26 protein-coding genes are annotated in these 22,698 nt (G+C 43.1%); 6 read left to right on the forward strand and 20 right to left on the reverse strand.

All coding sequences use genetic code 11. The annotated features are described in order from the left end of the window. Positions 1-36: 36 nt before the first annotated feature. From MHH50_RS17070 to MHH50_RS17145, 16 genes are all read right to left on the reverse strand, one after another. Entirely contained in the window at positions 37-1,590 is a 1,554-nt protein-coding gene (locus tag MHH50_RS17070; RefSeq protein ID WP_036687697.1) for an ABC-F family ATP-binding cassette domain-containing protein, read from the reverse strand. A 114-nt stretch (positions 1,591-1,704) separates the two neighbouring features. After that, positions 1,705-3,198, reverse strand: a complete 1,494-nt coding sequence (locus MHH50_RS17075; protein WP_340033172.1) for a serine/threonine-protein kinase — start codon at positions 3,196-3,198, stop codon at positions 1,705-1,707. 123 nt (positions 3,199-3,321) lie between these two features. Then, positions 3,322-4,338, reverse strand: a complete 1,017-nt coding sequence (locus MHH50_RS17080) for an SAM-dependent methyltransferase (RefSeq protein ID WP_076184506.1) — start codon at positions 4,336-4,338, stop codon at positions 3,322-3,324. 47 nt (positions 4,339-4,385) lie between these two features. Beyond that, positions 4,386-5,168: an ATP-binding cassette domain-containing protein gene (locus MHH50_RS17085; RefSeq protein WP_036687827.1), complete on the reverse strand. Its 783-nt coding sequence runs from the start codon at positions 5,166-5,168 to the stop codon at positions 4,386-4,388. Beyond that, on the reverse strand, positions 5,168-5,491 hold the full coding sequence (locus MHH50_RS17090; RefSeq protein WP_076281717.1) for a thioredoxin family protein: 324 nt from the start codon (positions 5,489-5,491) through the stop codon (positions 5,168-5,170). Before MHH50_RS17090 ends, MHH50_RS17085 begins: the two co-directional genes overlap by 1 nt. Continuing rightward, on the reverse strand, positions 5,488-5,832 hold the full coding sequence (locus MHH50_RS17095) for a cyclic-phosphate processing receiver domain-containing protein (protein ID WP_076128423.1): 345 nt from the start codon (positions 5,830-5,832) through the stop codon (positions 5,488-5,490). Before MHH50_RS17095 ends, MHH50_RS17090 begins: the two co-directional genes overlap by 4 nt. Next, a complete protein-coding gene (locus MHH50_RS17100) occupies positions 5,829-6,692 on the reverse strand; it encodes a deoxyribonuclease IV (RefSeq protein ID WP_340033173.1) in 864 nt (287 codons plus the stop codon). The genes MHH50_RS17095 and MHH50_RS17100 overlap by 4 nt, the downstream gene beginning before the upstream one ends. Beyond that, positions 6,682-7,497, reverse strand: a complete 816-nt coding sequence (locus tag MHH50_RS17105; RefSeq protein WP_076309786.1) for a DNA-formamidopyrimidine glycosylase family protein — start codon at positions 7,495-7,497, stop codon at positions 6,682-6,684. Before MHH50_RS17105 ends, MHH50_RS17100 begins: the two co-directional genes overlap by 11 nt. 46 nt (positions 7,498-7,543) lie before the next feature. After that, a complete protein-coding gene (locus MHH50_RS17110; RefSeq protein ID WP_076128417.1) occupies positions 7,544-8,332 on the reverse strand; it encodes a TIGR01457 family HAD-type hydrolase in 789 nt (262 codons plus the stop codon). A 293-nt stretch (positions 8,333-8,625) separates the two neighbouring features. After that, the gene (gene rnz / locus MHH50_RS17115; protein ID WP_076281714.1) at positions 8,626-9,564 is read right to left on the reverse strand and encodes a ribonuclease Z; all 939 of its coding nucleotides are present in this window, start codon (positions 9,562-9,564) and stop codon (positions 8,626-8,628) included. A 143-nt stretch (positions 9,565-9,707) separates the two neighbouring features. Next, positions 9,708-13,145 (reverse strand): methionine synthase, encoded by a 3,438-nt coding sequence (metH, locus tag MHH50_RS17120; protein ID WP_076128413.1) that lies wholly within the window; start codon positions 13,143-13,145, stop codon positions 9,708-9,710. A 119-nt stretch (positions 13,146-13,264) separates the two neighbouring features. After that, complete coding sequence (locus MHH50_RS17125) at positions 13,265-13,690, reverse strand: FixH family protein (protein WP_038571571.1); 426 nt, start codon at positions 13,688-13,690, stop codon at positions 13,265-13,267. Between the two features lie 262 nt (positions 13,691-13,952). Continuing rightward, on the reverse strand, positions 13,953-14,738 hold the full coding sequence (locus MHH50_RS17130; protein ID WP_076184436.1) for an HAD family hydrolase: 786 nt from the start codon (positions 14,736-14,738) through the stop codon (positions 13,953-13,955). Between the two features lie 34 nt (positions 14,739-14,772). Further along, positions 14,773-15,294: a hypothetical protein gene (locus MHH50_RS17135; protein ID WP_076128411.1), complete on the reverse strand. Its 522-nt coding sequence runs from the start codon at positions 15,292-15,294 to the stop codon at positions 14,773-14,775. A 49-nt stretch (positions 15,295-15,343) separates the two neighbouring features. Continuing rightward, positions 15,344-15,553 carry a DUF896 domain-containing protein gene (locus tag MHH50_RS17140; RefSeq protein ID WP_036687717.1) on the reverse strand — a complete coding sequence of 70 codons (210 nt, stop codon included), beginning with the start codon at positions 15,551-15,553 and terminating at the stop codon, positions 15,344-15,346. 109 nt (positions 15,554-15,662) lie between these two features. Beyond that, entirely contained in the window at positions 15,663-16,076 is a 414-nt protein-coding gene (locus MHH50_RS17145) for a LysM peptidoglycan-binding domain-containing protein (RefSeq protein WP_076128409.1), read from the reverse strand. 252 nt (positions 16,077-16,328) lie between these two features. Here MHH50_RS17145 and lexA point away from each other — a divergent pair, with 252 nt between their 5' ends. The 4 genes from lexA (at position 16,329) to MHH50_RS17165 (ending at position 18,805) form a co-directional block, all read left to right on the forward strand. Next, positions 16,329-16,955 carry a transcriptional repressor LexA gene (lexA, locus tag MHH50_RS17150; RefSeq protein WP_036687720.1) on the forward strand — a complete coding sequence of 209 codons (627 nt, stop codon included), beginning with the start codon at positions 16,329-16,331 and terminating at the stop codon, positions 16,953-16,955. A 179-nt stretch (positions 16,956-17,134) separates the two neighbouring features. Continuing rightward, positions 17,135-17,473, forward strand: coding sequence for a L,D-transpeptidase (locus MHH50_RS17155; RefSeq protein WP_076128407.1), 339 nt, complete (start codon positions 17,135-17,137; stop codon positions 17,471-17,473). 150 nt (positions 17,474-17,623) lie between these two features. Then, on the forward strand, positions 17,624-18,004 hold the full coding sequence (locus MHH50_RS17160) for a hypothetical protein (protein WP_139329870.1): 381 nt from the start codon (positions 17,624-17,626) through the stop codon (positions 18,002-18,004). Positions 18,005-18,226: 222 nt separating this feature from the next. Then, entirely contained in the window at positions 18,227-18,805 is a 579-nt protein-coding gene (locus tag MHH50_RS17165) for a hypothetical protein (RefSeq protein WP_076128403.1), read from the forward strand. On the opposite strand, the gene MHH50_RS17170 is transcribed toward MHH50_RS17165, so the two are convergent. Genes MHH50_RS17170 through MHH50_RS17185 form a run of 4 tightly spaced genes read right to left on the reverse strand, consistent with a single transcriptional unit; the run spans position 18,806 to position 21,130 of the window. Next, positions 18,806-19,582 (reverse strand): methyltransferase domain-containing protein, encoded by a 777-nt coding sequence (locus tag MHH50_RS17170; protein WP_076279302.1) that lies wholly within the window; start codon positions 19,580-19,582, stop codon positions 18,806-18,808. Between the two features lie 37 nt (positions 19,583-19,619). Next, positions 19,620-20,402: an MBL fold metallo-hydrolase gene (locus MHH50_RS17175; RefSeq protein WP_076279301.1), complete on the reverse strand. Its 783-nt coding sequence runs from the start codon at positions 20,400-20,402 to the stop codon at positions 19,620-19,622. Continuing rightward, the gene (locus MHH50_RS17180) at positions 20,403-20,894 is read right to left on the reverse strand and encodes a cupin domain-containing protein (RefSeq protein WP_076279300.1); all 492 of its coding nucleotides are present in this window, start codon (positions 20,892-20,894) and stop codon (positions 20,403-20,405) included. Between the two features lie 32 nt (positions 20,895-20,926). Further along, entirely contained in the window at positions 20,927-21,130 is a 204-nt protein-coding gene (locus MHH50_RS17185) for a DUF5316 domain-containing protein (RefSeq protein ID WP_076184440.1), read from the reverse strand. A gap of 213 nt (positions 21,131-21,343) precedes the next feature. Between MHH50_RS17185 and MHH50_RS17190 the strand changes: the two genes are divergently transcribed. Both MHH50_RS17190 and MHH50_RS17195 read left to right on the forward strand, forming a co-directional pair. Then, positions 21,344-21,661, forward strand: coding sequence for a transposase (locus MHH50_RS17190; protein ID WP_036683594.1), 318 nt, complete (start codon positions 21,344-21,346; stop codon positions 21,659-21,661). An 11-nt stretch (positions 21,662-21,672) separates the two neighbouring features. Further along, positions 21,673-22,536: an IS3 family transposase gene (locus MHH50_RS17195; protein ID WP_256715985.1), complete on the forward strand. Its 864-nt coding sequence runs from the start codon at positions 21,673-21,675 to the stop codon at positions 22,534-22,536. Positions 22,537-22,698: the final 162 nt, after the last annotated feature.

Genomic DNA, 22,698 nt, shown 5'->3' on the forward strand with positions numbered 1-22,698 from the left:
GCAGGATGTCTGCTATTCTCCGGATTTATGATTATTCTATACCTGTACAGCTGACCACTGCTCAACATCCCAAATTTTCGTAACCCAATCTTCATAAAAATCAGGTTCATGAGATACAAGCAGGACTGTGCCTTTATATTCTTGCAAAGCGCGCTTCAACTCTGCTTTAGCAATAACGTCAAGGTGATTGGTAGGTTCATCGAACAGTACCCAGTTGCTTTCGCGCATCAAAAGCTTACAAAGTCGCACTTTCGCTTGCTCCCCACCACTCAGCATACTAAGCGGACGTGTAATATGTTCATTTTTTAGGCCACAGCGTGCCAGATGTCCACGAACTTCGTTCTGAGTTAAACTGGAGAATTCATTCCAGACATCCTCAATGGGTGTAAGACTAGCTGCTTTCACTTCTTGTTGGAAATATGCAGGGTTCAGATAATCCCCAAGATAGGTTTTGCCGCTGTATGTTGGGATCACTCCCAGAATTGTCTTCAGCAGTGTCGATTTACCCACACCATTGCAGCCAACAATAGCAATCTTCTCTCCACGTTCAATGACCATATTTAGCTGTGGCAGCAGCGGACGATCATAACCGATCTCGAAATCAATTCCCTCGAAGACGGTTTTCCCGCTTGCCCGGCTCTCTTTAAACTTAAAGGTCGGCTTAGCAGCTTCTTCAGGCCGATCAATTCGGTCCATACGATCAAGCTGCTTCTCACGGCTTTTTGCCCGGCCTGAAGTTGAAGCACGCGCTTTATTCCGCTGGATGAAGTCCTCTTGTTTTTTGATAAAATCTTGTTGCTTCTCATAGGCATCGATATGCTGGTTTTTGTTCATCTCCGCCATATCGAGGAATTTCTCATAGTTCGCCGTGTAACGGGTCAATTTACCGAACTCTAAGTGATAAACGACATTAACGACTTTATTCATAAACTCAGTGTCATGGGAAATCAATATAAATGCATATGGGTACTGTTTCAAATAGTTGGTCAGCCAATCGATATGCTCAACATCCAAATAGTTGGTAGGCTCATCAAGCAATAGTACATTGGGTTTCTCCAGTAGCAGCTTCGCCAGCAGCACTTTGGTTCTTTGACCACCGCTGAGAGAAGCAACATCACGATCTAGCCCAATCACGGACAGGCCTAAACCATTGGCCATTTCCTCTACTTTTACATCAATCAGATAGAAATCTCCGATATCCAGTTGTTCCTGAATGTCTCCCATCTGCTCCAGTAGTACTTCTAGTTCCTCAGGCGAAGCATCACCCATCTGCTCTGTGATCTTCAGCATTTCCTGCTCCAACTCAAGCAGTGGCAAAAAAGCGTCCTTTAGAACATCGCGAATCGTTTTGCCCGGTGTAAGAATCGTATGTTGGTCCAAATAACCGTAACGCACCCGAGGGGTCCACTCTACTTTACCATTATCCTTCAAAAGCTTTCCTGTCAAAATGTTCATTAGCGTCGATTTACCAACGCCATTTGCTCCAACAATTCCCACATGTTCTCCTGGTAACAACCGGAAAGACACGTTCTTGAACAATGTCCGATCCCCAAAATTGTGGGAAACGTCTTCTACAGTAAGTAAACTCATAAATTCTCCGCAAGCTCCTGTCTATACTTAAATAATGCGTAAATCAAATCACGTATAAATATATATTTTATCATACTTTAGCGGAACACTGAATTAAATGTTAGTCCCAATAGTCTATCTTAAGAAAAAACCACGGCGTTTTCTAACGTTTCGCTCGCCCTTAATGTCCCCTAACAGCTCAGCAATTACATCTGCCAACTTCCCTTTTTGTAAAAATGGATCTTGCTGACACGGTAGATTATAAACTCTATCTATACCTAAAGAATTTCGCAATAGTTCAACAGATTGGTATTCAGCAAGTGGTAACCCCACTCTCCATTCCCGTTCAGGCTGCAGCCCACTCCGTTTAATCCATAATAAAGATTCCTCCAATCGCCAATCGGCGCCAGAAGCAATCAGAATGGGAATATCGCTATGCTTGATTTCTTCCAGCGCTCCATCAAATCCACCCGTTCCCAGATCTAAGACAACAAATTGATAAGCCCCTCTCATAAGCTCTGCTACATCCCCATGGTGAGGTCGCTTCCAGTAATGAACCTTCCTCCAGGAAAATACAGACTCAGAGCTCTCATCAGGAACTGAAGCGCTCTGCACATCAACCATATTGTGCATGCGCTCATAAACCGATGAATCCGGTGATAGATCAACCCAAGCTGTTGAACCGATCTGTGCCAGATAACTGCTAATTGCAAATGAAGTATGTGTTGTTCCAAGTCCCGGCCTTACTCCAAGTAAGGCGATCACTTTAGCCTTCCGTTTATCAACCGCTAGGGGCACAGACACTGCTAAAGGATTACCTTCATCCATATCATTCTCCACACGAACCAGCGCTTGAATAACAGCTGTTGCCTCCTGATATCTTTCCTCCGGATGAGGCCGTAATAAACGTCTAATTATAGGAATAAAAGCTGCGGGAACATGATCACGCAACTTATTTTCCATTCCAGACTCCCAGTGGCTGCATAAGCCTCCGGTAGCCATATACAAAAGTAACGCACCAAGACCATATAAATCAGAAACCGGCTGACTCTGCCCATTCCCATACTGCTCAGGAGCCGCAAATCCTACTGTACCAAGCTTCACCGTATCTTCAACGATTCCTTTTCTAAAATTCCGAGCGATTCCGAAGTCGATTAACATCAATTCTTTTTGCTTAGTTAACATAAGATTGGAGGGCTTTAAATCACGATAAACAATGGGCGGATGATGACCATGCAAATATTGCAGAACTTCTAAAAGCTGTTTAGCTATTTGTAGGATGAACTCACAAGGTAAAGATCCGGGATTATCCTTCATCAGCTGACTTAAAGTTATCCCTTCAATATAATCCATAACTAAATAAGAATACCCTTCTTGATCCGAAAGATAGTAATCAACAATACGGGGAAGCCGCGGGTGATCCAGACCCATTAGCATCTCCGCTTCCGCCTCAATGTCTGAAGGTAGTTCTTCTGAGCTTACACTTTCTTTTACAGCCCAGCGTTTCCCCTTTAAACGCAGATCCTCCGCAAGATAGACAATACTCATTCCACCTGTTCCAATCTGATCAATAATTCTGTATCTGGCGTCCATTATCTGCCCTACCCCAAGCTTCGATGCAAAATTCACCTGAACTCCCCCCTTTTTCACATAAAAAAAGAGAAAGCTTCCGCCATTAACGTTGTTACCGCAGATTACGATAACGTTAATAACGGGATGCTTTCCCTTAAGATTTTTAAATTAGGATCTAACTTAGTATTTAATCATATAAAGTGTTATTTCGTCACGATTATGAAACAGCTGCTTGGCCCGTTGAATCTGCATACGTTCGCCCTCAAACATTGCAATGATCTCTTTGATCATCGCTAGTGGTTTCTTATGCATCAACTTCACAGTCACAATCGCTGTTCCACCTGGGGACAGGCTGTGCAGCAGCCCGGTTACAAGCTTCGCCATCAGCTTAGGACTCCAGCTCATATCACATACAAGCAGATCAAATTCATTATCGCGGAATTTCACTTCTCCGGCATTTTTGCGCAGGATCTTCAGACCCGGGTAATTACGCAGCGATTCATGCATCAAAGCAGGGTCAACCGCTGTTACCTTCATTCCACGCTCCAGCAAGAAAGAAGTCCAGCCCCCTGGAGAGGCACCGATATCAAGCGCATTACGGAAGCTGTAAAAAGGAATAGCGAACTCCTTCTCCGCTTCCATCAGCTTGAACTTAGCACGTGAGATTTGTCCGTCTTCCTTGCGGAAACGGATTGCACCGCCATTCCAGCCGGATAGATTCTCTTCTGGTCTGGACACTCCTGCATATAAGGCATTCCCGTCTGCGTAGACAGAAATGACCCATGCCGGATCTTGTACTGTAAATTCTGCACCCAAGCTCTGCAATTGCTCCTGCAGCCATTCACGAAGTTCGCCCGGACTTTCCTGCCAGAAGGAAGGATCCCCTTTACGAACATTTAGGGATACTTTCTCCCCCTCTAGCTCACTGCGGCGGCTTAAATACACAGCCAAACGCTGTAACGCATCCATGGTTCCTTCATCCTGAAACTGCACAGGCTGTATATGACGAAGGAAAATGGGCAGATTCTGTGTGAGCAATCGTGATACTTCCTCGGGTTCAGACTGCAAGGTGGCTAGAAAGATTTCTCCCGGCAGCAGCAGCGTACTCTTCACTGCGCCGAACAAGCGCCGAAGCTCTTCCTGAGCATATGGCGCAAAGCCGTGATTAGCTGTACAAATATATCGGGAGTACACCATTTCTTCCGGAGCAGTGGTCTGCTCTTCGTTATCATGTCTTAATTCGTTCAAATCGTTTTGCCTCCAGGTCTAATTTTAATCCAGGGACGACCGCTATCCCATTCTACATCAACAGGAATATCATAGGTGGCCAAGATCATTTCTTTGGTTAATACTTCTTCTTTCGGTCCGGAACCAGCTAGCTTACCGTCGCGAATTAAAGCAACATGTGTAAAAAGCGGGACAATTTCTTCCACATGATGAGTTACATATACAACGGAGACATTACGTTGTCTCAGCTTGTCTACTTCAGCCAGCATTTTTTCTCTTTCGTACAGATCAAGACCTGCACAAGGCTCGTCCATAATCAGAAGTTTGGGGTCAGCCATAAGACATCTTGCCAGCATTGCTTTTTTTCGCTCTCCCTGTGACAAGGTTCCAAAAGGATGAAGTGCCATATTGCCCAGATTCATATCCTCTAGCAAGCGGATTGCCTTCTCCTTCACTTCGTGTGGAATGCTCTCGTAGAAACGCAAATAAGCGTAAGCTCCTGTAGCTACAACCTCCCACACCGGATCATTTAAAGACATTTTCTCCATTAAGGAAGGACCAATATAACCAATCTCTTTACGAACCTCGCGTAAATCACATTGACCATATTTATTCCCCAATACCTCAACAGTTCCTTTGCTAGGGAATAAATAACCTGTCATAATCTCCAAAATTGTTGTTTTGCCCGAACCATTTCGTCCCAAAATGACCCAGTTTTCGCCTTCCTTCACTTCTAACGATACATCGTCCAAGATTAGGCTTTCTTCTCTGCGCAGAGATAAATGTTGTAATGAAATGATCATGATATAACACTCCTTATGTATTCCAGAATCCGCTCAACTGAAACCATTGAATAATAAATATGCGGATTCTCTATCCGGTCAGCAGAAGCCACAAGTAGAGCAGGGACACTGGTAATACGGTATTGTTGGACCAGATTAGGCAACATGTTCACATTTCCGGCAACCATTTGGAGTTCAGCAGGCAATAGATGTGCCGCTACTTCCAACATGCGTTCTGTAGCCTTACAGGTACCACACAGCGGAGTATGCAAAAATACTACCAGCGGTTCTCCCGGTTTCGTGAGTAGCTCCAGTAAATCCGCTTCATTCATTTCCTTCATTTCAGATCCGTCTCCCCAGCGATATCATAAAGCTTATCAGAACTTAGGGGACCATTAAACAAGATCATCCCCTCAGGTTTAGCCGCGTATAAGATTTCATACATTTCTTTTCTCCCTAAAACACTGGAGGTGTGTAGATAGATTTCACGGGGGTACAGCCCTTCCAGAACAATCCGTCTAGCCACTTCCCCACCAGAATAATCATCCGGTCCCATATCATAATCTAACGATAAAATTCCAACCTCACACTCACGCAGCATCAGAAGACATTCTTCTGTTGTCCTGGCTAAAGCAAATCCAAGCGGACCTTTACGGAGATCGTCCATATAGATATGAATCACTTTCTAGCCCCCGCTTCAAACCAACTGCGAACAGTAGCTATTTCATTCCGATGACTGCCATCTGGACCCTTTTCAGTTTCCAAAACAACAGATTTTTTACGTAATGGATCAGAAGTTATTAAGCGCTTTAGACCCTCTTCGCCGATATAACCTTTTCCTATTCCAGCATGCCGGTCCCGTCTCGAATCAAAGGGAAACTTAGAATCATTTAGATGAACAGCTACAAGATGCGTCCAAAATCCAAGCTGGTTTCCTCGTTCAAGCAAGTCTTCCGTATGCTCAGGATTCCAAATTCCCGCTGCAAAAGCATGACAGGTATCCAGACAAAATCCAATCTTCTCGGGAAACTGGCTAAGCTCACGAACCTTCACCAATTCTTCAAGTGTAATCCCTTCAGTACCATGGTTGCCCGCTTGATTCTCGATTAACAGCTTGGCGTTACCTTCCCAGGACTCCAGCGTCTCATTCATACATTGTATAATATTTTGATAGCCTTGTAACGGTTCCATTCCAGCAAAGTGTCCAAAATGAACAACAATACCTAAGGAACCGCAGGCTTCAGCAATTTCCAGATCATTAAGTAGGGAGTCTACATACACCTTTCGAGGGGTAGCGTCATCCCTATTCGCAGCCATATTGATTGCATAAGGGGTGTGGGCGATAGAGGTGATCCCTTTTTCTTGGCAAAAGAGTGCACAATCCCTTGTATCTCGAATATCAACCGTCTTTAACTTCAGACTGCGCGGATTTTTCGGAAAATATTGAAAACTTGTTGCACCGCTCTCCCAAGCAAATCGGGCAGCTCTCCCATATCCACCACGAATGCTGACATGAGCCCCTACTTTGGGTTTAGGCTTCATGCTGACAGTCTGGGCAAAAAAATACTTTGCGTCCAGACAGCTCTGTTTTGATAATCGTTCCCCCATCGCGTAGGCAAGGCTCGCCCTCACGGTCATAGACTTTACATTGATCATTATAAGAACCCGTAACCGTATCACCGGTCATAAATGGCATTTCCATGTATCCGCCAATCTCTGTCGCATCAGTTAATACTTTTTGAATGCTTTGATACAGGCGGGAAATGGCTTCAGGTGATAAATTTTGTACTAAAACTGAAGGCAGAAGCCCTGCGTCAAAAGCAATCTCATCCGCATAACAATTTCCAATACCCGCCATTACATGCTGATTCACTAACAGACTTTTTAACGCACCACGCCGCCCTTTTAATATTCCTGCAAAACGTTCCGGCGTCATCCGTCGATCCAGCAGCTCAGGTCCAAGCTTACCCATCGTTGCTTCGCTTTCCTTCACGGATACTAAATGTAAGAACCCTAACCGCAGGCCCATAAAATAAAGGATCTGATCACCAAATGCGATTTCTACTTGCGTATTACGATCCGGCCGTTCTTCTTCTGAACCATAAAAAAGCAATCCACCCAGCATTAAATGCAATAGTAATCTTCGTCCATCATGGAGATGAAACAAAATATACTTGGCGCGCCGCTCTACAAAAACAACACGCGCACCGATCAAGGCATTAATGAAAGCTTCTGTTTCCATGTTAATTGTTTTTTCTCTGTTCACAATTACATTAGTTATCGGAACATTTATAATACGCTGGCTAAGCAGCTGTCTATAATTCTCCATTTCCGGCAATTCTGGCATACTCATCGTCCCCTCTAAGTTGGTGAAGTAAATAAGACCCTAGCTATTATACACCGAGAAACATTTTAAGTTCAGCTAAATCGGCACATATTTCATCGGGAGTGATCCCTGTGATGCTTTTATAGTGCTCCAGATTCTCTGTAGTGGTTAAACCGGTAAGAACAAGGATTGTACGACAGCCCGCATTAACACCGGCAGCGATATCCGTACGCATATTATCCCCAACAACAGCAGCATGTTCAGGTTGAATGTTCAGAAGATCTGTCGCATATTTGATCAGGTGGGATTCAGGTTTACCGATCACTACTGGCTTCACTCCACTTGCAGCCTCAATTGCTGCACCAATCGTACCCGCACCCGGCATAACCCCATCATCTGATGGTAACATTAAATCTGGATTGGTGAGCACAAACTTTGCCCCGCTCAAAATCCAACGCGAAGCTTGAGCTAACGAAGCATAATTAAAAGAACGATCGATACCTTGCACCACATAATCAGGGGATTCTGTGACGATTTGGAGCCCTGCCTCAATGCAAGCCATACGCAGTCCCTCTTCTCCAAGTATCGCCACTGTAGCCCCAGGTGATTCCTCAGCTATGTAACGTGCGGCTGCCATAGAAGAGGTACATACCTCCTCAGCTTTCGCCTCAATTCCCATTCCACTTAAGTGGGCAGCAACGTTAGCTGCCGTACGCGATGAGTTATTAGTAACAAATAAAAAAGGGATATCCGCTTCACGAAGAGCTTTTATCAGCAGATCAGCACCGGGAATCATTTTATGCCCATGGTACAATGTACCATCTAGATCAATCAATAATCCTTCAATTTGTTCCATCACTAACCCCTCAGTTTCCACAATAAATTTAATTAATATAATAAATAAATAATACTATTAACAAACTTGTAGCCTTTGCCCTGCTTGGATTTACAGAAAAACTCAATCCCTTTAGGTGGAAGATATCACCTACTGATTTTCGGCAATATGTCCAGCCATTCGTTCGTCTTTTACTCCGTGATTACTTTAAATCTAACACACTTCGTCGAATGAAATCGAACAACCGTCCCATCCAGCATTTTTTAGCATAGCACTGTCATTTCCTGCGCTTTCCCGGAAAATAATCATTCCCCCTATTGCCCATTTAGTCTGCGAGGTACCGGATATGCATTAAATTCCTCAGCTAATAATGTCTCTGGGAATAGGAGTTCAGCTTCCTCAAGCAAAGGAATTAACTCTTCATGCGAGCTGTAACGAGAACTGAAATGAGTCAGCAACAGCTGTCCTGCTTTGGCTTCTTTTGCTAACTCTGCAGCCTGACGGGCTGTACTATGATGATATTGATACGCCATGTCAGCCAGATCATGGGCGAAGGTTGCTTCATGAACGATAAGGTCTGCATTAAGAGAGAGTTCTAAGGCTCCCGAACAAGGTCTTGTATCTCCAAGGATAGTAACAATACGTCCTCGTTTGGGTTCCCTGACAACATCAGCAGCACAGATTCGTACACCTTCATCCGTAACAACATCTTCACCTTTTTTTAATTTCCCATAAATCGGTCCCGGTTTTAAACCATAACTCTTAAGCAATTCCGTATTGAGGCTTCCGGGACTATCCTTTTCCGTTACCCGGTAGCCATAGCTGTCAATCCGGTGCTCAAGTAATGCAGCCTCAACTTTAAAGCTATCATCCTCGAATATAATTCCTCCTGAATGCTCTACAATCTCAATCTTATAAGGAATTCGGGATTGGCTCACAGCTAAGGAGATCTCTAAGTAAGCTTTTAATCCAGGGGGTCCGTACACCGTTAACGGCGCTGTCCCTCCCTGATAACCACGACTTGATAATAGACCTGGAAGACCAAATAGGTGATCACCATGCAAGTGGGTAATGAATAGCTTTTCCAGCTTTCCTAGCCGAATCGGTGAACGAAGAACCTGATGTTGTGTACCTTCCCCACAATCGAACATCCAAATACTGCGACGTTCTTCCAGCAGTCTTAATGTAACGGACGTTACATTGCGTTGTAGCGTTGGCACACCTGCATTAGTACCTAAAAAATATAAATCCATTCTTTTTCCTCCCTTCTGCTTATTGGCTCAACCATCTCATTTCAATTCTAAACGACCTTCTTCCAGCAAAAAACCCCCCAGTTACGGGAGGTTCCGCTGAAAGGGATACAATCCCCTACAGACCAGGTATATAAATGAAAGAATTACAGCTTCTCTACATTAAAATACTGCGCTTCTGGATGGGCAAATACCATAGCCGAAACGGAAGCTTCGGGCTCCATCATAAAGCCTTCTGTAAGGTGAACACCGATATCCTCCGGAGATAACAACTTAAACAGTGGACCTTGATCTTCTAAATCCGGGCATGCAGGATAACCAAATGAAACACGGATTCCTTGGTATCTTGCCCCATGTCTTTGCTTCATCGTCATATCCGCCGGATCCGGGAAACCCCAAGTATCGCGCATCATATGATGGACGCGTTCCGCCAGTCCTTCTGCCACTTCAAGTGCAACCGACTGCAAGGCGTGTGAACGCAGATAATCTCCGCTTTCTTTCAGCTGAGTAGACAATTCACGTACACCGTGACCTGCTGTTACAACTAGGAATCCAACATAGTCCATAATACCACTGTCAACAGGTTTCAAGAAGTCCGCCAAGCACAGATGAGGCTCTACCCCTTGTCTCGGGAAAGTAAAGGTATGCAGGATCTCGGACGTATTCTGTGGATTATACACTATAATATCATTCCCTTGCGATTGTGCAGGGAAGAATTGATACATAGCATGTGGAGTAATGGTACCCTCTAGCATTGCTTGATGGAGAATATCGTCTACGGTACCTTTCAGTTCAACAGTCCGCTGATCTCCAGCAGCTAATTGGGCTTCTACAGAACCCCGTAACCCCAAATGATGACCCAGCAGCATTTGCATATTCACATAGGGGATAATATGCCCCAATGGATAGTTACGCAGTACGTGGCGTTCTAAATCCGGTGGAACAAATACAGGTGCATCTGGAGATATTTTGGAACGCACTGCTCTGGTTAGTTTCGGCAGTTCTTGCTTAGGCGCCACCGCAACCGCTGCTTCTGCCTCCACACGAATTTCCTCGGCAATCTTCTCCCGTTCTTCAGGGTTCATAAGCCGATTGGCAATATCCAGCCCGTCCATAGCGTCCTTAGCATACAATACTAGACCGTCATATTCTGGACGAATACGGGTCTTCGTAAATTTACGGGTCAAAGCTGCGCCGCCAACCATAATCGGAACATCGATACCTGCTGTACGTAAATCCTGAGCGGTGAGGACCATCTGCTGAGCAGATTTCACAAGCAGCCCGGACAATCCTATCGCATCAGCTTTTTCTCGACGGAAGGCTTCGATAATGGTCTCTGGTGGTACTTTTATACCCAAATTAATGATCTGATAACCATTATTGGAGAGGATGATCTCCACTAGATTCTTACCAATATCATGCACGTCCCCTTTTACGGTTGCCAGCATAATTTTTCCTTTAACCGCTGTCTCATCCTTCTGCATAAACTGCTCTAGATGATTGACAGAAGCCTTCATCACTTCAGCGCTTTGCAGCACCTCAGCAACGATCAATTCATTATTATTAAATAACCGGCCGACTTCCGACATCCCTGCCATCAGCGGTCCATTGATGATCTCCAGCGGACCAGATTTAGTCAATGCTTCATTAAGGTCAGGAATGAGTCCTTCCTTCGTACCTTCAACCACATAGGAAGCTAAACGTTCTTCAAGTGACAGGTTGGAAATCTTCTCTTTTTTCTCTACTTTTTTACCACGGAAAGCAGCTACAAAAGCAGAAAGCGTCTCATCATTCGTATTATAAATCAGTTCCTCAGCAAGATGACGTTCTTCGGCAGGAATGGAAGCATACCGCTCCACTTTCTCTGTATTTACGATCGCATAATCCAACCCAGCTTTTGTACATTCATAAAGGAATACGGAGTTCAACACTTCACGTCCCGCTTCCGGCAATCCAAAGGAGACGTTGCTAATGCCCAAGATCGTATGAACACCTGGAAGTGCTTCCTTGATCAAACGAATGCCGTCAATCGTTTCTTTTGCTGAACCGATATATTGTTCATCTCCGGTTCCTACAGGGAACACCAACGTGTCAAAAATAAGATCTTCTCCTGCTAAACCGTACTTATTCACTAGCAAGTCATAGGAGCGTTTAGCCACTTCCAGTTTATCTGTCGCCTTAATGGCTTGTCCCGTCTCATCGATGGTACCCACAACAATAGCTGCACCATATTTATGAATGATCGGCGTCACCAGCTCGAATTTCTCTTCACCATCTTCAAGGTTAATGGAGTTAATTATCGCCTTACCTTGACAGTACTGCAAAGCCAAATCGATAACCTTAGGATCGGTAGTATCGATCATCAGGGGTACTTTAACCTTTTTCACAACCAGTTCTAAGAAAAGCTTAATATCTTCAATCTCATCACGGTCAGGGTCTTGTACACACACGTCAATAACCTGTGCCCCACTCTTCACCTGAGCACGGGCAATTTCTGAGGCTTCCTCATATTTACCTTCGACGATAAGACGTTTAAATTTACGAGAGCCAAGTACATTCGTACGTTCACCAACCATGTATGGACGGTTGTCGTTCTCAATATAGATAGGCTCGATGCCTGAAAGTGCAGGCGGATGATTACCTGTCAGCGGGCGTGGAGGATATTCAGAAAGTGCTTCCTTCATCGCACGGATATGCTCTGGTGTCGTTCCACAGCACCCCCCCGCAATGTTCAGCCAGCCTTTTTCGGCAAAGGCTGCAATCTTGCGAGCTAAAGAATCTGGAGATTCATGATAATGTCCGTTCTCATCGGGCAATCCTGCGTTTGGATAACAGCTCACGGCTGCGGAGGAGATCTCCGAAAGCGAACGAATGTGATCCCGCATAAACTCAGGACCAGTCGCACAGTTGAGGCCCATAGAGATAGGCTTCAGATGTTCTAATGAGATATAAAATGCTTCAATATTCTGACCCGCCAATGTAGTACCCATTGGTTCAATTGTTCCGGAAATCATAACCGGCAACGTGATGCCAGTCTTTTCAAAAGCATTACGAATACCAATACTTCCAGCTTTAACGTTAAGTGTATCTTGAGAGGTCTCCAGCAGCAAAACATCTACTTTACCGTCGATCAATGCCACTGCTTGTTCCTCATAGCTATCAACTAACTCTTGGAAAGTAACGCCTCCAGTTACTGAGAGCGTTTTTGTTGTTGGACCCATAGCCCCCACGACGTATCGCGGACGGTCAGGTGTGTCATATTTGTCTACTGCTCTGCGAGCCAACTCTGCTGCCGCTAGATTGATCTCACGTGCCCGCTGAGGAATATCATATTCAGCTAGCACAACAGAGGTTGCACCAAATGTGTTAGTCTCAATGAGATCAGCCCCTGCTTCGAGGTACTGCTCATGAATCGTCTGAATGACTTCTGGACGTGTTAATACCAGCATTTCATTACAGCCGTCCAGCTCATCGCCTCCAAAATCTTCTCCAGTAAGAGGCACCTGTTGGATCATCGTGCCCATTGCGCCATCAAGGATCAAAATCCTTTGTTGTAAGCTTTCCTCAAGTGTATATTTAGCCAACTAATAGTCCCCCCAGTAAAACATTAGAGTAAGTTTAGCAGAATAAAGGAATTTCGAAAAGCCTTCCTTTCCACTCTGCTTTATCTGTTATTGCTCAGTAACCTTTGCGAACCTTTGAATCATGGTTTCACAGACAGCTCTTTGCTAGGCATAGAGTGCTGTGTCCGGGCTGTCACATGTGAAGTGACATTATATTGTCCTTCCTTTTCAAGGGTCCCTTCTGCTTGATAGACTCCTTTACCAATTAGCTTTCCCTTAAGCTCTATTTTCTGTCCCTCATCATTTTTATTCACAATTTCGAACAGAACCTCTTTTGCATCATCTACTGCCTCGTTATCTTGGGTCACCACAGCTTCAAAGGTTACCTTTTGATTTACAACAACTTCTTCAGGACTCCATTGTAGTTCGACTTTGATAGGTTCCATAGACATGTTCATATTCATGTTATGTATTTCTGAATGCTTGGTTCCATTTGAAGAACATCCACCTAGTACTAGAAGTGTTGCACCTAATAATACAGCGACTAATTTCTTCGATCTCATCATTTGGAGCCCTCCCAATCATTATCGAATAATAAAAATCTACCAATTCATGTTATACATCTCCATCTATTATACACATTATTATTGGTTTTTCAGTATTTTGCATCAATTCCGCATTAGTCTTGTGACTTAAATCATTTACTTAAAAATCTAATGAAATCCTTATGTTAGTATGTATGTACAGAAAAGCAGCGAGTTTCTTAGGATCTCAGAAACTCGCTGCTTTTATAAAGTCTTTATATTGGAGCTAATAGCTCTGTATATCTTACAAGGATTGAACTAGTGGAAGAAGTTCCTCAAGGTGATTGATTTCATGATCCGGATGAATATCAAGACTAGGTGCTCTACCTTTTCTATTAATCCAGACCGTGGTCAACCCTGCTGCCAGCCCCCCACGGATATCCGTTGTCAGCTTATCGCCGACCATAACCGCTTGCTCAGGCGTTACATCAAGAAGCTCTAAAGCATGCAGGAAAATTTCCTTATCCGGTTTGCCTTTACCAAAGCTTCCGGAAATCACAATATGATCAAAGAAAGGAATTAACTCGGGCACACCATCTAGTTTCTCTTGTTGCAGTGCAGGACAGCCGTTCGTAAGTAGCAAAAGCTTCACTTGACCCCGTAACTGCTCCAGTACATGCATTGTTTCTTCATAGATGTATGGACGTTTTCTGCGCTCTGCTGCGAATTTAGTTGCCAAGGTCTCAGCTAGTGCTTCGTCTTCCACCCCTAACGCTGCAAGTCCGCGACGCCAAGACTCTTTACGATATACCGGTGCAAGCTGCTCCAATTGACGGAATTCTGGCTGTTCACCTGCCGTAAAGTTAGCCCAGAGTGCTTCATATGGATTAATTCCGATCATCTTTGTAAATGGGAACGTCTCATAAGATTCATACAAGCTACTTGCTTCCTTACGAACTGCAACTTCTAGTTCTTGTGGATCGATCGTATCCCCGGCGGCTTCACAAGCAAATCGAAATGCTTCTTCGACGCTCCGATCATCCCACAACAATGTATCATCAAGGTCAAATAGTACAGCAGAAATTGGCATTACAGGTCTCCCTCTCCCTTTAACTGGTCTAGTTCTATTCGTGAACTACTTCAATGTTGTGAGCTTTAGCGAATGCTTCTAATCGTGTACTCATCGCATTAGTATCATAGCGATTCATAAGTTTTGTGAAAATCCATTTCGTACGTTTCCCTTTGTGCTTAATGACTACAGCTCCACGCGAAAGGGTGATTTTCTCAATATCTGCAGCTGGAAGTCCGCGTTCGCGATTGAATTTAATAGTGGACAGTCTTGCTTTTTCCACCTTCAAGTACGGACGACGGAAGAACAATAGCGCTGCCAGCAAATAGTACAGTACTACTCCCAGCCAATTAGCCAGCATGCCATTGCCTTTGGCCTGATCAATAGAACCAACTACCCAAAACATAGTGCCAAGTATCACTAACACTACCGGAAATGCAATGTTGCGACCTTTAAAGACTTCGGCATTCTGGGTAGGAGATTTAGAGGCATAAATCGTATCCTTGCCTTGTTTCTTTCTTTGCTTGTTGATTTGCTGTGTGTTGCGTTGAACCATTCTTTCCCAAGAACGGGCCATGTGCGTTCCCCCTAGTCATCCTGAAATATCTATGAAAAGGAACAGCGAGCTAATGTTTAAGCCCCTTGTTACCTTGTTCATGCTCATCGTTATCTACTACTTCAATAGTATTTAATTGTGCTCGGAAGTTATTGCGGATATTCCCCAGGTAAATTTCACGAAGCTTGGCGCGTTCCGCCACTTCCTCTTGATTAAGGCCTACGCTCTTCTGTTTGCGTGCCAATTCGTTAATTCGCGCGACCAACTCATCAATATTCAATACTTTCCCTCCCCCTATAAATTAATTCTAACTCTGCCATGAGAAAAAGAGCTTGTCAAGGTCTACTCCCTGCAAGCTCTACTGGTCATTCTATTATGTTCTCAGAAAATTAATAAATAGGTAAAGTAAGTATGTCTCCAGCGTTAATTTGACTACTCTTAATCCCACTTGAACGTTTAATTCCTTCTATATAAACAACTGTCTTCATATCAGCTGGTTTATTCTTAAGAGCAATACTCCATAGTGTATCTCCACGTTCAACCACAATCCGCTTCTCTTCCTTCATTATAGTCGTCGATCCTGCAAACACATTTCCCACTACTGTTAGGCCAGATAATACTAGCACGAAAATCAATATTAACTTAATAAAGAAATCTTGACGGAACAACGAAATCATCCCTCCAAGCAAACGTTCCGTTATCTCTTTCACCTTAGCGGAATTACGGGCAACGTCATTATGTCCTATAGATTCAACCACTGGGGCCTTGTCGTAGATGCTGCGGTATGTACTGTATTTTAGCATAATCATCATCCTCCAAACACTTGTTCTTACTTTCGAATTTATAATAACACGAACATGTGTTTTGTTCAATACTATTTCAGAACAATTGTTCTCTTTTTTTTTGAGAGACTCAAGCGGTTCATTTTATTATCATTTGTCTACCATTTTTTAACTCTAGCAGATTAATATTTATAATAGTTAGAACTTATGTTTGTGCGAACGGTAGTTCTATGTTATAATTTTCCCAAACATTACTATATGGGGTTGATTCCAATGTCAAAGATTTCAAGTCGCCAGCTGGCGATCCTGGAATTTATACGAAGCGAAGTCCGCAGCAAGGGTTATCCACCTTCCGTCCGGGAAATTGGAGAAGCTGTTGGCCTTGCTTCCAGCTCCACAGTTCACGGTCATTTGGACCGGCTTGAGAAGAAGGGACTTATTCGTCGAGATCCAACGAAGCCACGTGCAATAGAATTACTAGGCCAAGAGGATTCAGAGAATGTTCACCAATTCGCGCAGACCATCTCACGGATTCCTGTCGTAGGTAAAGTTACCGCCGGGGTACCTATCACTGCTACAGAGAATATCGAAGACTACTTCCCACTTCCTACTCACTATGTAGGTGACAACAAAGTATTTATGCTGTCTGTCATGGGTGATAGTATGGTTGACGCAGGCATTATGAATGGTGACTATGTGATTGTTCGCCAACAACAAACAGCGGACAACGGAGATATCGTTGTAGCCATGACCGAAGAAGATGAAGCAACCGTTAAGACCTTTTACAAGGAACGTGATCATATACGGCTTCAGCCGGAGAATCCAGCTTATGAGCCGCTTCGCCTTAATCGCGTAACTATTCTCGGAAGAGTCATCGGATTGTTTCGAGATATCCACTAAGTATGCACTTCTAACATAAAAGGCTGTTCCGCATATGCGGAACAGCCTTTTTTCTACGTTTTTTTTGCTTTTCCAACCACTTACGAACATTTGTTCCCAATGGCTAAAATGGCCATTTTCTATGAATAACCCTTTAGGCGTTCTGCTCATATCCTAATTAGAAAGGAGTGTTGCGTATAATGCCCAACTACCGAATTATTGTAGATCTGACCCAACGAATGTTATATCTTCTGGACAATGATATTGTGATTAGAGGTTTCCCTGTCGGCATCGGTAAGATGTTAACCCAATCCCCAGTGGGTGAATTCACTATTATTAACAAACAACCCGACCCAGGGGGTCCCTTCGGTGTGTTTTGGATGGGACTGTCTAAACCACACTACGGAATTCATGGAAACAATGACCCTTCCTCCATTGGGAAAGAGGTGTCCCACGGCTGCATCCGGATGTACAACGAGGATGTGTTAGCACTCGCTGCTATTGTCCCTATAGGCACACGAGTAACGATAAGAAATTAAATTCGAATGGAGGCTCGGCAACCCCCAAATCACATTAAAAAATGGGGGTCATTACATAAGTAAGTATTTTTTCATTAGCATACTAGGAGTTTGGTGATTATATGTCGAATATTGTTAACAGGATTGCAAATTGAAAAGGATGTGTTTAGTTTGAATAATTCAAAAATTAGAACCCTCGTCGATTTTAAAGTCGATGCACTGGGTAAGCTGTCCGGTTTACTTTTAAATGATGAACAAGCTAGTGGAAAAAAAGTGAATTTGCTCACCTCTTTTGGCAGCATTCAGGGAATCGTCTCTCCAACCGTCTCCAACAAAGAGGATGTATTTGATTTAAAATCTTTGATGGATGATGTAATTGTAGACGAATACATATCTTATTTGGGAGCAGAACACCCTGATAAAAATTTCAGCTATAACTTTGTTGTCCTCAATGACGTTACTGTAAGACCTTATGCTAGTTATGGGACTCCGATCGAATACAAACAGCTGATTGTTTATACCGATCATATCACTGCCTTCAATTTTCTATAGGTTTTCATAATCATCTTAAAAAGCACCCTTGCAGCAACCCCCAATTTTGCATCATTTGCAGAATCGGAAGGTTTCTCTGGGTGCTTTTTTTGGGTTAATCGTGAAGCCGATCCTATAATTCCACGAATTTCCCTTTTAAAAGATACTAGTGGAGATCATTCAGGCATATCTTTCAATAAGCAACAATTTGAGTCTAATGAGATAACTAGGAGGTGTGATTATATGCTGATTATCTTGATGTACTTATTTGCTATTTTAGGAGTTGTTTTAATTCTAAGTGCCGCCATTATAAAATTGAAAACGCTATCTGCTTCATCTGAAATTTCTAAGCTAGTTAATGCGACCTCATCTTTTAACATCAGCTTCACCAAAACATTCATTCCCCCCAATCAATCTCACTTGATCGCACTTAACGAGCCTAATAAAAAATTGGCAATCGGTACCAAAAATCCGAAGAGTAACAAAAAAGCAGTAGCAAAGCTATACTCTTTTGATAATGTAATGGGATCCGAGATTGTGGTTAACGCACTTACCCTTTCAAAAGTATCCAAAAGACATCAAAACAGCAAAACTACTGCAACAAGTGCAGATATTAATGTCCTTAAGGACACCGATGAAGAAGCTAATGTGATAGAAGAGCTTACGCTTAAAATATATATGAACAGCAAAGAAACGCCTGTGTATTGTATCTCCTTCTTGCCGGGTTTATTGCCTATTCAACAATCCGACAACCAGTACAAGGAAGCTTACTCCCAAGTACAACAATTACATGCACTGTTCAGGTCAATCGTATCTGAATAATTAAGTTGTTTTTTGCGCAATAAGATGTGTGAAAATAGCAACGTCCTTGTATGGAGATAAACTGCTTAACTTAAGCTCTAGCTCCACCATTTCTACATGCCATTGCTCATCCATTTTTATTTCATTATCCACAATATATCCGTAGATATTATGTATTCCGTATATACTTCTAATCTCATAACCACACTCCGCGAGCCATTCCACTAATTGATCTTTTGTATAGATGGTAATGTCTGTTTGAATAATGCCGCTATATTCCTGCGTGTTTCCAATACTGTCTATAGCCCCCATAGGATCTTTATTCATAACGGCTTTTTTCATCACTTTTGCCACTGGATTATGAGTTATAAGAGAAAGCATTCCGTTTTCATTTTGTTTTTTACTAATGTCCATTAACAATTGTTTTGGATCATCGAGATATTCAAGCACATTATGGCAAAAAATCCAGTCATATCCGTCCGCTAATACATCTGCATCTTGTAGCGTTGCCGATCTAAAGGCTATGTTAAGACCGTCTTTACATGCAGACTCTTGCGCAATGACTATCATCTCTGGAGTCGGATCTATCCCTGTAACTGTATAACCTTTTTTTGCGAATTCACGACTGGTTATCCCAAAACCACAGCCGATATCTAAAATAGATTGAACCTCTTCAGAGCTGCAGTGATTGTCAATTTGCTGCCAAGCGGAATGATAAAACAATCTCCCCCAAGGCATTTTAATGTAGTTTAAATAAGAATCCATTGATCTAGCAAAAGCCTTTGATGTAGACGCCATATCGCCATACCCCCATTTGTTTTCGACATAAAAAAATCTAAAATTGCACACTAAACCCATCAAACTGGTGAATGCCCGTACCATGTGCTACTACCTTTTGCTCACGTAACTCACGAACCGCTTTTTTGACCTCTTGTAAAATAGATGGATCTAAACCCAGTGTATTATGAGAACCGAATACTTGGGTAACTCCTGGAATTTCCGTAATCTTTTCTAAGGAGGCCACTAAATCAACCGGACTAGTCGAAGGGTAAAAGGCATAGATCGGCGTAACGTCATACAATAAATCACCTGTAAACAGATATCCGTTGGCATGATCAAAAAGGCTGATATGACCTGGCGAATGACCTGGTGTGTGGTATATTTCTATTTTACGCCCGCCTATGTCGAGCACATCCCCTTCTTGTAAAAGAGCTGTTGGTTTCCCTTGAAAAGGTATGTAGGTGTTAGGATCAAAGGTTTCAGGAACAGGAAGGGTGATCTCCCGGCTCATATCTTTTCGAATCTGGGCAAGGGACAAGCCTTTTATTCCGTTAATCAGCCAATCCTCATCCGCTTTATGAACATAGATTGTCTCGAATTGCCCATGACTGCCAATATGATCTGCATGCACATGCGTAGTTATGACAGCGATAGGTAAATCCGTTAACTGGTCCGTTATTCTTTTTATATTATCAATACCTAATCCCGTATCAATTAACGCGGCTTGTTTTTGCCCCAAGAGTAAAAAAGAATGCACCTTTTCCCAATGTCCATATTCACTGATTGCATAGGTGGTCGGATCAATTTCAGTTACTGTAAACCAACGATCTTTAATCAATTACACTCCCCCATTCCATTTTTCCCTTACATGCTCTTCTCCCTTACAATAATCCGCCTGTTCATCTGCTTGATAGATTTCTTGATAGGGCAAAATGTTGATTTTGCCTGAGTCTGGATATTCGCAAATATCTATTCCCTGATTCGTTCGGAGATCCAGATACCTGCATGGTGCATCGGAATGATTATAAAGCTGGTGCGCCCCTTCCGGTCCCATTTCAAAAAATATTACATCCCCTTCAGTAACCTCCGTAAAACCCTCGGGTGTTCTTAACATCGCTTTTCCCGCTAAAATCACAAATATTTCTTCAGCATTTCTATGAAAATGATAAGGAAAAGAATATTTATCAGGATCTAAAGATCTGATATCAAAAACTAAATGCTTGGAGCCCACCATTTCAGCTAACCTTTCACTCGTATGCCAAGCAAACTCTGGGATCGGGGACTGTTTTTGTGTAAAAGAGACCGTATTTTCATTAAAAATCTTCACCATCTGCAACACTCCTCCTTATGTTGTGCGTTCATTTACAACAAATAAAGAATCCCAGCTACAGCTAATGAAATAAGACCACCTAAAGCGGACCAATTCGCTACTTTGTTTTTAGCTTTACGGTCTTGCTTAGATTCCGAATAAAAGTTACCTCTTTGTTGTGTACCTGTCGTGAAGGCTCCAACACATATACCTGAAATTATAAAGAAGCCCAATCCTATGTAAATAAAAATTTGCATGAACTTACTCCTTCCCAGGAAAGAATTAGTTATCTATATATAAGATATTTTAACATTAAATCCCTCTACTACGTGCCATGACTTTCGGACCCAGATGACGCTATTTGCTAATTTTGAGCCTTTGAAGCATGGTTTCGGACTCCATGAAGCTAGAATAAAAAGTGGACAGTAGTTAACAGACTGGCGATAATGAGTCCACGGAGGTGTGTTCACATGGGAGAACATCGACAACGGTATAACGAAGAATTTAAAAAACAGACAGTGCAGTTCATTCAAGAGCAAACAAAAACAGTGGGCGACTTGGCGGAAGAGCTCAACATCCCAAAAAGTACCCTGCATCAATGGATGAGCCAGTATCGAGAATTAAAGAATGAACCGGCAGCTAGCGTGGATCGAGTACGAGAACTCGAGGCACAGTTGAAAGAAATGAGCCGTCAACTTCAAGAAAAAGATAACAAGATTGCCGATGTGGAAGAGGAATTAGCGATCGTAAAAAAAGCAGTGCACATCTTCAGCAAACCAAGGAACTGAGATTCCAGTTTATTGAAAAACATCGCTCCGAGTTTCTCTTGGAGAAGATGTGCATGACCCTACATGTGTCACGGAGCGGGTACTACAAGTGGCGGACAGAAAAAACCAGTACGCATATGCTTCGTAAGGCTGCGATAATGAAGCGAATTCAGTATCATTTTACAGACCATCAAAAGCGGTATGGGAGTCCGAAGATCACCCGCCTGTTACATCAAGAAGGTTATACCGTTACCGAACGCACGGTGAGTGTGTACATGCGACATATGAAGCTTCGCTCCATTGTCTCCAAAACGTATCGGGTACAGACCACTGACTCCAATCATGACCATCCGATTGCCCCGAATACGCTGAACCAGCAATTTAAAATACGCAAACCCAATTCAGTATGGGTTACCGACATTACGTACATTCCTTGCCGGGGAGGGCGCTTGTACCTGGCTAGTGTGATGGACCTTTGCACGCGCGAAATCGTGGGGTGGCGTTTGGAGAACCATATGGAAACTAGCTTGATTTCGGGCGCTTTACAAGATGCCTACGAAGCTAAACAACCGGAAAAGGGTCTATTACATCACTCCGATAGAGGTTCTCAATATACTTCTCATGAATACACAAAGCAGTTGAAAGCGTATGGCATGGAGTCCAGCATGAGCCGCAGAGGTAACTGTTATGATAACGCCTGTATCGAGTCGTGGCACAGCATTTTGAAAAAGGAGCTCATTTATTGTAATCCACGATTCAAAACTAAGGAGCAAGCCTACCAGACACTTTTTCAATATATTGAGTTTTACTATAACCGCAAGCGAATGCATGGCGCGCTGGGGTATCTTTCTCCAGTTCGTTTTGCTGAGCAATTGACTAGAATGTCTGTTGCGTGACTGTCCACTTTCTTGACAGAGGTCCACCAGTGACGTTATTCCTAAGGATGAGGCTCATATTGAGCGTTTTTAATGCCAATAGCGACTATGGAGTCCTTTAGTATCCCAAATGTGAGATAAAGCTCCATATAAGGTCTGTTGGGTCCTATAGCGGGCTCATAT

Source organism: Paenibacillus sp. FSL H3-0302 (assembly GCF_037982245.1).
GTDB lineage: Bacteria > Bacillota > Bacilli > Paenibacillales > Paenibacillaceae > Paenibacillus_AQ > Paenibacillus_AQ odorifer.